This window comes from Flavonifractor sp. An112 (genome assembly GCF_904377885.1).
GTDB classification, from domain to species: Bacteria; Bacillota; Clostridia; order Oscillospirales; family Oscillospiraceae; genus Flavonifractor; species Flavonifractor avicola.
This window is the reverse complement of sequence record NZ_CAJFGT010000094.1, coordinates 1-8,953: the sequence shown is the minus strand read 5'-3', so window position 1 is coordinate 8,953 and position 8,953 is coordinate 1. Positions and strand designations below refer to the sequence as shown.

Genomic DNA, 8,953 nt, shown 5'->3' with positions numbered 1-8,953 from the left:
CGCCCCTTTTGCCGAGGAAACGGATTGCCACGCCAGTGTGCGCACTGGCTCGCAATGACAGGCTTGTGCAAAACAGCTATTTTGCAACAGGCCCTTTTTACCGTATTCAGGCGTGTTTGGCATCCAGTTCCTTCTGGCGGCGGGCCAGAATGCGGGGGAAGCGCCACAGGAACATGGACCCGGTGGTGAGGGCGGCCAGAACGTCGGCCACCGGCTCAGCCAGAAACACCGCCATGACCTGATGGCCGGTGATGAGCCGGGGCAGGATGAAAATGAGGGGAAGCAGCAGGATGACCTTCCGCAGCAGGGCCAGAAACAGGGAGATCTTGGCTTGGCCCAGGGCCACGAAGGTCTGCTGACAGGAGGTCTGGACCCCCAGCATAAACATTCCGCACACATAGATCCGCAGGGCCCACACCGCCAGATCCACCAGCTCCGGCTTATCGTTGAAGAGCATCACAAAGGCGTGGGGGAAGAGCTCCAGAGCCAGGCAGGCGGTACAGCTGAAAGTAAAGGCGCTGATCAGCAGCAGCTTGAAAGCCTTCTTCACCCGGTCCAGGTTGCCAGCGCCGTAGTTGAAGCCGATGATGGGCTGGGCCCCCTGGGCGATGCCCTGGAGGAGCAGGAAGAAGATCTGCAGCACGCTGGAGCAGATGGTCATGGCCCCCACGGCGGAGGTGCCGCCGTAGGCCTTCAGGGAGGCGTTGAAGGCTACGTTTACCAGGCTCTCAGTGGCGTTCATGATGAAGGGGGACACACCCAGGGCCACCACCGGGGCCAGTACCTTGGGATTGATGCGGAAGTGCCGCCGCTGCAGCCGCAGCCTGGTGCGCTTGCCGGTGAGGAACCGGAGCACCCACACCGCCGAGACGCCCTGGGCGGTGATGGTGGCCAGGGCCGCGCCCTTGACGCCCATGTTGAAGCCGAAGATAAACACCGGGTCCAGCACGATGTTGGTCACCGCGCCGATGAGCACCGTGGCCATGGAGATGGTGGAAAAGCCCTGGGAGGTGATAAAGAAGTTAAGCCCCAGGGAGATCTCCACAAAAATGGTGCCCCACAGATAGATGGTCAGATAGTCGGTGGCGAAGCCGATGGTCTCCTTCGTGGCACCGAAGAGGAGGAGCATAGGCTCCTTGATGGCCAGGAAGAGGGCGGTCACCAGCACCGACAGGGCGATGAGCAGGGCGGTGCAGTTACCCAGGATGGCGTTGGCCTGATCCTCCTTGCCCTCGCCCATCCGTACCACAGCCCGGGAGCCGCCGCCCATGCCCACCAGGGCGGAGATGGCGGAGACAAACATCAGCACCGGGAAGCATACGCCAAGACCAGTAAGGGCCAGGTCTCCCACTCCTTCGATGTGGCCGATGTAGATCCGGTCCACAATGTTGTACAGGGCGTTTACCAGTTGGGCGGTGACCGAGGGCAGCGCCAGCCGCAGCAGCAGCTTGCCTACCGGGTCCCGGCCCAGGTCGTTTTCTCGTTTTGCCACAGCCATTACGCCTCGTCTTTCTCCAGAAAATAGGTGGCCTCCATGTCCGCCACGCTGAGGGCGAAGGCCAGAGGATACTGCTGGAAGGCCTGCCCCACCAGCCGCTTGTCCTCGTCGCCGGAGAAGCCCATGTGCCAGCGGATGGCCATGGCCTCCTCCCGGGTGAGGCGCAAAAAGCCGGAGAGAATGTACACGCTCTTCTCCCCGTGACCGTAGGGAAGATTATCCTCATAGAAGAAGGTGGGCACGCTCTGCCACTTGCCGTCGGGGCCCTTTACATTGCGGGTGCCGCCCCGGTAGCAGCCGATTTTGCATACGTCATGGAGGAGGGAGACCAGGGCAACCGTCTCCGGGGAGTAATCCAGGCCATACAGCTCCCGTACCCGTTCCCGCTCCAGATAGGCCTCCAGGCAGCGGTAGACGTTGACGCTGTGCTCGCACAGGCCGCCGGGGTAGGAACCGTGGAACCGGGCGGAGGCGGGAGAGGTGAAAAAGTCGCTCTTGTGCTCCAGGTAGTCCAGCAGAGCGTCGGAGCCCTCCCGGTGTATGTTGTCCCGGTAAATCTGAAGAAATACTTCCTTGCTGTCCATGACAGACCTCCTTGTCATTGGCTTAAATGCCAGTATAGCACAGCCCCCCACAAAAAACCACCCCATGCACCGCTGATTCGTACCCCGAATAGAATGGGCGGAACAGGAGGTGCTCCATGGAGTGGTTTTCCATGCTGGCGGCGGCGGTCCTGTTTGCCGCCGCCTGTAATTTTGATACGGTGATCCTGGCCATGGGCTGGGCGGTGCGGGGGGTACGTCCCTCCCCTGCCCACACCCTGGTCATTGCGGGGCTGACCACCCTCATCACCTGGCTGTCCCTGGTGCTGGGCGAGGGGGCGGCGGCCACCCTGGGCCGCAGCTTTGCCGGAGCCCTGGGGGGGCTGGTGCTGGCGGGGATCGGGCTGTGGTTCGTGCTGGACTGGCTGCGGGGTCTGGGAGAGACCGGACAGGAGGATACCCCCGCCGCCGGGAAGAGCCTGCTGGGCTGGGTGGCTCTGGCCGCCGCCCTGGCGGTGAACAACGCCGGGGTGGGTGTGGCCGCCGGGGCCTCCGGCGTAGGCCCGGTTCTGGCCTCTCTGGCCAATTTCATACTTACCCTGGCTGCTCTGCCCCTGGGCCGGGTGCTGGCCGACAAGGTGGCCGGGCGGCTGCTGGGCCGGTTCGCCCTCCCCCTGTCCGGCCTGCTCCTCATCGCCCTGGGGGTGTGGCAGGTGCTGGGGGGATGACTTCGCCCCGGCAAAGAAAAATCCCCGCGTCTTGAGACGCGGGGATTTGTGATGTACGGATGGAATTACTTCCGGCCGCCGCGGCGGGAGCTGCGGCGCTCGGCCTGGCGCAGCTCGGACAGCTTGCTGTCGGAGGAGGCCATAAACTGCTTCAGCCGATCCTCAAAGGTGGTGGGCTCGGCGGGAGCGGGCTTGCCACGGAAACCGCCGTTGAAGCCGCGGTCGCGTCCGCCGGGACGGCCCTGACCGCCGTGACCGGCGGGACGGGGAGGCGGATCCATAGCCTTTTTAATGGAGAGGTTGATACGGCCGTTCTCGTCGATGCCGATGACCTTGACCTTGACCTCCTGCCCTTCCTTCAGATGATCCTTTACATCGTTTACATAGGAATAGGCAATCTCAGAGATATGCACCAGCCCCGATTTGCCCTCGGGCAGCGAGACGAAAGCGCCGAACTTCGTGATGCCTGTGACCTTTCCTTCCACAATCGTACCAACACCAAACTCCATGTGCGTGAAAAATCCTCTCTTTCAAAATTCAATCGGTGAACTGGAAGACGTACTCGCCCGGCTCCACCAGGCCCAGTTTCTCACGGGCCAGGTCAGCCTGCCGGTCCGGATCACCGCTGTTTTCCACGGCGTCGGCCAGGTCGGCGTTGACTTGCTTCTGCTCCTCCACCTGCTGTTGGGCGGTGGCCAGATCGGCCTGAGCGGCCTGGAGCTGACTGCGCATGGTCAGCAGGCCGGTGGCCGTGCCGATGAGCAGCGCCAGGATGACGAGTTTGGTCAGAAGGGATGCTTTCTTGAGTTTCATGGGTGACTCCTTCCCCGTCGGCGGCCCGGTCTGACCGGGGGGCATCTTCCGTTTCATCGGATATTGCATTTATTTTATACCACTTCGGCCGATAATGGAAGGCTTTTTTTGCGGATTTTCCGATTTTTTTACACAGCTTGCCCAGCACCACAACCGGTAGTGTCACAATATGCCAGACCGCCCCAACAAAATCTGCCAGCCGGTAGCCCAGCCACAAAAAGCCCCGGCTCAGGGCCCAGAAGTAGACCCCGCCGCCGGCCAGTATCCCGGCCAGCAGATAGCCCCGCACCTGTCCCCGGCCTGCCACCGTGGAGTAGACAAAGATGGCCGCCGTCACCACCAGCCAGAACAGCAGGTCCAGCAGTCCCCCGATGAGGGGGAGGGGCAGGCGTACCCGCAGGATGCGCAGCAGATCGTAGATCAGCCCTGCCGCCGCCCCCAGGCCCACCGCTCCCAGCAGAAAGAGGGCCTGCTCCGATACCCAGATCTCCATCTCAACGGAACAGGCGGCCGAAGAAGCCGCCGGACTTATCCCCCCGGCCGTCCTCGTAGGTCAGGGAGTCCACGTCCCCCTCCACCTTCAGGTCCCCGCCGTCCAGACTGAGCTTTTCAATGTGCAGATTTTCCCCCCGGATGATCAGGGTGCCCTGGGAGGTGTGCATGACGATGGTGTTTTCGTCAAAGCTCTCCACCTCCTCCACCCCGGACACCGACAGGCGCTCCCGGTCCTCCAGGATCAGATGGTGGGCCACCTCCGGCCGGCCCCGTTCACTTTCATACGGCATGACAATGCCCCTTTCCCACATAGTCTTGTCTCTACTATATGGGACAGGGGCATGGGATATGAGTCACGCCATGGCCTTTGCCATCGCAGGGGCCAGCCGGCGGCTGAGGACCAGGGCCAGAGCCAGCTTGAGGGCATCGGGGATGAGGAAGGGGATGACGCAGCTCCACAGAGCGGATACCACCCCGATGGGGCCGCTGGTGGCGGCGTACATCAGGACGAACCAGGCGGTGCCGAAGGCGTAGCACACCGCCTGCCCCACAACGGCGGACAGCACAAAGACCACCGGGCCCTTGCCAAAGAGGGTCTGAGCCCCCCACATCACCAGGGGGATGAGGAGAAAGCCGATGAGATAGCCGCCGGTGACCCCGGCAAACCGGCCGATGCCGCCGGAAAAGCCGGAGAACACCGGCAGGCCCACCGCTCCCAGCAGCAGGTAGACCAGCACGGACAGGGAACCCAGCTTGCCCCCCAGGATGCCCACCGCCAGGAAAATGGCAAAGGTCTGCAAGGTAAAGGGCACCACCGTGGGGATGGTGATCCAGGCGCACAGGGTAATGAGGGCCGCCATTACGGCGACGTGGACCAGAGACTTGACTTTCATGGTGGTACCTCCTGGGTATATTGTAAACTCTAATTGGATTATAGTTTACAATAGAGAGAATGTCAACCATAAAATCAAATTGGTTGACAAAGAGAGCGGAGACAGGCTACAATATACCATAGAAAAAAGCAGAGAGGACGGATGACCATGCTGCGGGACGAGGTACTGGCCCTGTTGAAGGCCCAGGGGGGTGCTCCCCTGTCGGGGGAGGCCATGAGTCAGAAGCTGGGGGTGAGCCGTGCGGCGGTGTGGAAGGCCATGGAGGGCCTGCGGCAGGAGGGGTATATGATCTCCTCCGCTCCCCGCCGGGGCTACGCTTTGGAGGACTCCCCCGATCTCCTCTCCCCCGGCGAGCTGATGGTCCCCGGCCGGAAGATCGGCTCCAACCTGGTGTGCCTGGACACGGTGGACTCCACCAACAACGAGGTGAAGCGCCGGGCGGTGGATCAGGTGCCCGAGGGGCTGGTGGTGGTGTCCGCCGCCCAGACCGGAGGCCGGGGCCGCCGGGGCCGCAGCTTTGTGTCCCCGCCGGGGGGGCTGTACCTGTCCGCCCTGCTGAAACCGGACTGTCCCCTGGAGCAGGTCAGCGCCCTCACCGCCTGGTCGGCGGTGGCGGTGTGCGACGCGGTGGAGCAGGTGTGTGGCATTCGTCCCGGCATCAAGTGGCCCAACGACGTGATTTTGGATGGGCGCAAGCTGTGCGGCATCCTCACTGAGCTGGAGCTGGAGGGAGAGACCGCCGCCCTGCGCTATGTGGTGGCGGGCATCGGGGTGAACCTGACCCAGACAGAAGAAGATTTTGGCCCCGAGGTGGCCCCGGTGGCCATCTCCCTGGCCCAGGCGCTGGGCAAGGCCCCACGGCGGGCGGAGATGGCCGCCGCCCTGCTGGACGCCCTGGACAGGCTGGACCGGGACTTTCCCGGGCAATGGGACAGCTGGCTGGAGCGGTACCGGGCGGACTGCATCACCGTGGGCCGCCAGATCAAGGTGCTGCGGGGCCAGGAGGAGCGCATCGGCACGGCGGTGGGGGTGGACGATACCTTCGCCCTGGTGGTGCGCTGGGCCGACGGCAGCGAGGAGGCCCTCTCCTCCGGCGAGGTATCCGTCCGGGGCCTGCTGGGCTATGTGTAAACAAAAAGGACCGCACCCCATCGGGTGCGGTCCTTTTTTGCATTTTAATAAATGGAGTCCAGAATCCCCACGATCTGGGCCACACAGCCCTCCTCGCAGGAACACAGGATGCGGGCGCCCCAGTCTTTGACCTCCTGGGCGCAGTTGGAGGGGGCAAAGGGGATGGCCGAGATGGCCAGCATGGGGATGTCGTTCTGGTTGTCCCCCACGCAGTAGATCTTCTTGGGATCGATGCCCAGATAACGGGCCAGATAGGCCACCATGCCGCCCTTGTTGCTCCCCTTCCGGGTGAGCTCCAGCAGGTAGGCGTTGGAGAAGATCACCTCATAGTGTTCCCCCCACCGCTCCAGCATATACCGCTGGGTCTCCAGCAGGATCTCGTTGCGCTGCTGCAAAATGACCTTGCTCCAGGGCAAAGGCATCTGGGCAATGGGCACCTCCGACGCAGTGGCCCCCGCCCGAGTCAGATGCCGGTGGGTGACCTCGTTGGGCTGATAGACGTAGATATCGTCGTGATTGTAGGCCTCAAAGCCGATCTCCGGAATGTCCCGGGCCACCTGCTCCAAGTCCTCCCGCACCCGCTGGGGCAGGAAGGTCTCGTATACCATCCGGTCCTCATGAAAATCGTACAGAGCCGAGCCGTTGGACAGCACCACCGGCGCGTTGATGGGGGCGCAGCGGGCGTGGGGCGCAAAGGTGGGGTGAGCCCGTCCGGTGGCCACCGTAAAGATGCCCCCCTCCCGGGTGAAATAGTCCAGGGCGGTCAGGTTGGCGGGGGCCACCTGCATATTCTCTCCATAGAGGGTATCGTCAAAATCGCTGACCAGCAGAACACCGTCAAACTTTCCGATGGCAGCCGCCTCCCTTCTGAATTAAACTGGTATTATAAAGTTTATACCATAGCGCGCAGCTTTGTCAACACCGCCTCAAACCAGTGGGGCAGCGGGCACTCCAGGGTGACCCGTTCCCCGGTGCGGGGGTGGATGAAGGACAGCCGCCGGGCGTGGAGGCACTGCCCCGCCAGCCCCGGCCAGGGCTTTTTGGACCCGTATACCACGTCGCCCAGCAGGGGGTGGCCGATCCAGGCCATGTGGACCCGGATCTGGTGGGTGCGCCCGGTCTCCAGGCGGCACTGGATGTGGGTATAGCCGTTTAAATGCTCCAGCACCGACCAGTGGGTCACCGCCCGCCGGCCCTGGAGCTTGTTCACCGCCATTTTCTTCCGGTCGGTGGGGTGGCGGAAGATGGGGGCGTCCACGGTGCCCGACTCGTCCTTTAAATTGCCCACGCACACCGCCTCATATTCCCGGTACAGGGAGTGGTCCTGAAGCTGCTCCGCCAGAGACAGGTGGGCAAAATCGTTCTTGGCGGCAATGATGAGCCCCGAGGTGTCCCGGTCGATGCGGTGAACAATGCCGGGGCGCAGCTCTCCGTTGATTCCGGAGAGTGAATTACCGCAGTGATATAACAATGCGTTGACCAAAGTGCCGTCAGGATGACCGGCGGCGGGGTGGACCACCAGGCCCACAGGCTTGTTGACGGCGATGACGTCGTCGTCCTCGTAGATCACGTCCAGGGGGATGTTCTGGGGCACCACATCAATGGGGGCGGGGTCGGGCAGGGCCAGCACCAATTCATCCCCCAGGCTGGTTTTGTAGTTTTTCTTTACCGGCAGGCCGTTCAGGGTAACGGCCCCATCCTCCAGCAGCCGCTGGGCTGCCGAGCGGGTCAGCTCGGGCAGCATCCGGGCCAGAAACTGGTCGGCCCGCTCCCCCGCCCGGTCGGCGGTCAGATGCAGGGGGGTCATGCCTTGTCCTCCTCTTTGCAGAACAGCAGGAAGTAGACGCAGAAGGCAATGCCGCCGCACACAATGCAGATATCCGCCACATTGAAGATGGGGAAGTTCATAAACAGGGTCTGAAACATATCGGTGACATAGCCCAGGAAAAGCCGGTCAATGAGGTTGCCCACCGCACCGGCCAGCACCAGGGCCAGGGAGACCATGCCGAAGGGGTGGTTGAAGGTCTTTCTGACCATCAGCACGATGATAAGGATGGAGGCAGCCGCCGAGATCAGGGTGAGAATCCAGGTATGTTCCTCAAAGATGGAGAAGGCCGCGCCGGTGTTCTGGTAGTAAGTCAGCTGGAGGATGTGGGGCAGAAAAGGCACGCTGCCCCCCTCGGCAATGTTGAGGCGGACCAGTACCTTCACCAGCTGATCCAGGCCCACCAGGGCGGCGGCCAAAATGGCGTAGAGCATAGTTTTAGGCTCCTTTGACAGATCGTTCCTCTCATTGTAACACGGACGGCCCTAAGGGGTCAATCCTCGGCGGGAACGGGGATCTCCCCGTGCTCCTGCTCGTACTGGTTCAGATAGGATTCCACGGCAATGCACAGCTGCATATTGATGGAGCGCCGCTCCTTGGCGGCCAGAACGCGGATCTTCTGCATGACCTCATGCTCCAGCCGCAGAGAATAGGGGGCTTCCTGAACGCCCATACTCATTCCCTCCTCGTTGTATCTATTTGTATCTTTATAATATCAATAAGAGTGATATTTCACAAAGATTTATATAGAGTTGACTAGAGTGATTAAGAATGATATTATGAGCGAAAGGGGGCATTTCTATGGAGGACAAAAAGAAAGCACGCACCATTTCCATCCAGGTCACCCCGGAGACAAAGGAAAAGGCGGCCTGGCTGGCCCGGCAGTCCTGCCGGAGCCTGTCCGCCTATGTCCGCCAGCTCCTTCGGGTCCACATCCGGGCCTATGAGGCGGAAAACGGGCCTGTTCCAAAGTGATTGGGCGGTAGATTCCAGGCGATCATGCCTCCGGCGGCCCACTTTCGACTGGC

At 62.2% G+C, this 8,953-nt stretch carries 13 protein-coding genes and 1 pseudogene; 3 read left to right on the top strand and 11 right to left on the bottom strand.

Annotated elements, in window-relative coordinates:
• Nucleotides 1-106: 106 nt before the first annotated feature.
• Both IHN22_RS11725 and IHN22_RS11720 read right to left on the bottom strand, forming a co-directional pair.
• Nucleotides 107-1,492 carry an MATE family efflux transporter gene (locus tag IHN22_RS11725; RefSeq protein WP_191435535.1) on the bottom strand — a complete coding sequence of 462 codons (1,386 nt, stop codon included), beginning with the start codon at nucleotides 1,490-1,492 and terminating at the stop codon, nucleotides 107-109.
• Between the two features lie 5 nt (nucleotides 1,493-1,497).
• A complete protein-coding gene (locus tag IHN22_RS11720; RefSeq protein WP_087272828.1) occupies nucleotides 1,498-2,082 on the bottom strand; it encodes a hydrolase in 585 nt (194 codons plus the stop codon).
• Nucleotides 2,083-2,198: 116 nt separating this feature from the next.
• Between IHN22_RS11720 and IHN22_RS11715 the strand changes: the two genes are divergently transcribed.
• Nucleotides 2,199-2,768, top strand: coding sequence for a sporulation protein (locus tag IHN22_RS11715; protein ID WP_087272831.1), 570 nt, complete (start codon nucleotides 2,199-2,201; stop codon nucleotides 2,766-2,768).
• Nucleotides 2,769-2,833: 65 nt separating this feature from the next.
• Here IHN22_RS11715 and IHN22_RS11710 read toward each other — a convergent pair whose 3' ends face one another.
• The 5 genes and pseudogenes from IHN22_RS11710 to IHN22_RS11695 all read right to left on the bottom strand — a co-directional run bounded on the left by IHN22_RS11710 (nucleotide 2,834) and on the right by IHN22_RS11695 (nucleotide 4,969).
• On the bottom strand, nucleotides 2,834-3,277 hold the full coding sequence (locus tag IHN22_RS11710; RefSeq protein WP_087188930.1) for a S1 RNA-binding domain-containing protein: 444 nt from the start codon (nucleotides 3,275-3,277) through the stop codon (nucleotides 2,834-2,836).
• Nucleotides 3,278-3,305: 28 nt separating this feature from the next.
• Nucleotides 3,306-3,581, bottom strand: a complete 276-nt coding sequence (locus IHN22_RS11705; RefSeq protein WP_087188929.1) for a septum formation initiator family protein — start codon at nucleotides 3,579-3,581, stop codon at nucleotides 3,306-3,308.
• Between the two features lie 235 nt (nucleotides 3,582-3,816).
• Nucleotides 3,817-4,074: pseudogene (gene yabQ, locus IHN22_RS12915) on the bottom strand (spore cortex biosynthesis protein YabQ); the annotation flags it as partial.
• A 1-nt stretch (nucleotide 4,075) separates the two neighbouring features.
• On the bottom strand, nucleotides 4,076-4,366 hold the full coding sequence (yabP, locus tag IHN22_RS11700) for a sporulation protein YabP (protein ID WP_191435533.1): 291 nt from the start codon (nucleotides 4,364-4,366) through the stop codon (nucleotides 4,076-4,078).
• Between the two features lie 63 nt (nucleotides 4,367-4,429).
• Nucleotides 4,430-4,969 (bottom strand): biotin transporter BioY, encoded by a 540-nt coding sequence (locus IHN22_RS11695; protein WP_191435532.1) that lies wholly within the window; start codon nucleotides 4,967-4,969, stop codon nucleotides 4,430-4,432.
• Between the two features lie 147 nt (nucleotides 4,970-5,116).
• On the opposite strand from IHN22_RS11695, the gene IHN22_RS11690 reads away from it, so the two are divergent.
• On the top strand, nucleotides 5,117-6,100 hold the full coding sequence (locus tag IHN22_RS11690; RefSeq protein ID WP_191435530.1) for a biotin--[acetyl-CoA-carboxylase] ligase: 984 nt from the start codon (nucleotides 5,117-5,119) through the stop codon (nucleotides 6,098-6,100).
• A 44-nt stretch (nucleotides 6,101-6,144) separates the two neighbouring features.
• On the opposite strand, the gene IHN22_RS11685 is transcribed toward IHN22_RS11690, so the two are convergent.
• The 4 genes from IHN22_RS11685 to IHN22_RS11670 all read right to left on the bottom strand — a co-directional run bounded on the left by IHN22_RS11685 (nucleotide 6,145) and on the right by IHN22_RS11670 (nucleotide 8,598).
• Entirely contained in the window at nucleotides 6,145-6,927 is a 783-nt protein-coding gene (locus tag IHN22_RS11685) for an HAD-IIB family hydrolase (protein ID WP_300986569.1), read from the bottom strand.
• Between the two features lie 65 nt (nucleotides 6,928-6,992).
• A complete protein-coding gene (locus IHN22_RS11680; RefSeq protein ID WP_191435528.1) occupies nucleotides 6,993-7,907 on the bottom strand; it encodes an RluA family pseudouridine synthase in 915 nt (304 codons plus the stop codon).
• A complete protein-coding gene (gene lspA / locus IHN22_RS11675) occupies nucleotides 7,904-8,359 on the bottom strand; it encodes a signal peptidase II (RefSeq protein WP_191435526.1) in 456 nt (151 codons plus the stop codon). The genes IHN22_RS11680 and lspA overlap by 4 nt, the downstream gene beginning before the upstream one ends.
• 59 nt (nucleotides 8,360-8,418) lie before the next feature.
• On the bottom strand, nucleotides 8,419-8,598 hold the full coding sequence (locus tag IHN22_RS11670; RefSeq protein WP_087272846.1) for a hypothetical protein: 180 nt from the start codon (nucleotides 8,596-8,598) through the stop codon (nucleotides 8,419-8,421).
• Nucleotides 8,599-8,726: 128 nt separating this feature from the next.
• Between IHN22_RS11670 and IHN22_RS11665 the strand changes: the two genes are divergently transcribed.
• A complete protein-coding gene (locus IHN22_RS11665) occupies nucleotides 8,727-8,900 on the top strand; it encodes a hypothetical protein (RefSeq protein WP_191435524.1) in 174 nt (57 codons plus the stop codon).
• The last annotated feature ends 53 nt before the right edge of the window (nucleotides 8,901-8,953 follow it).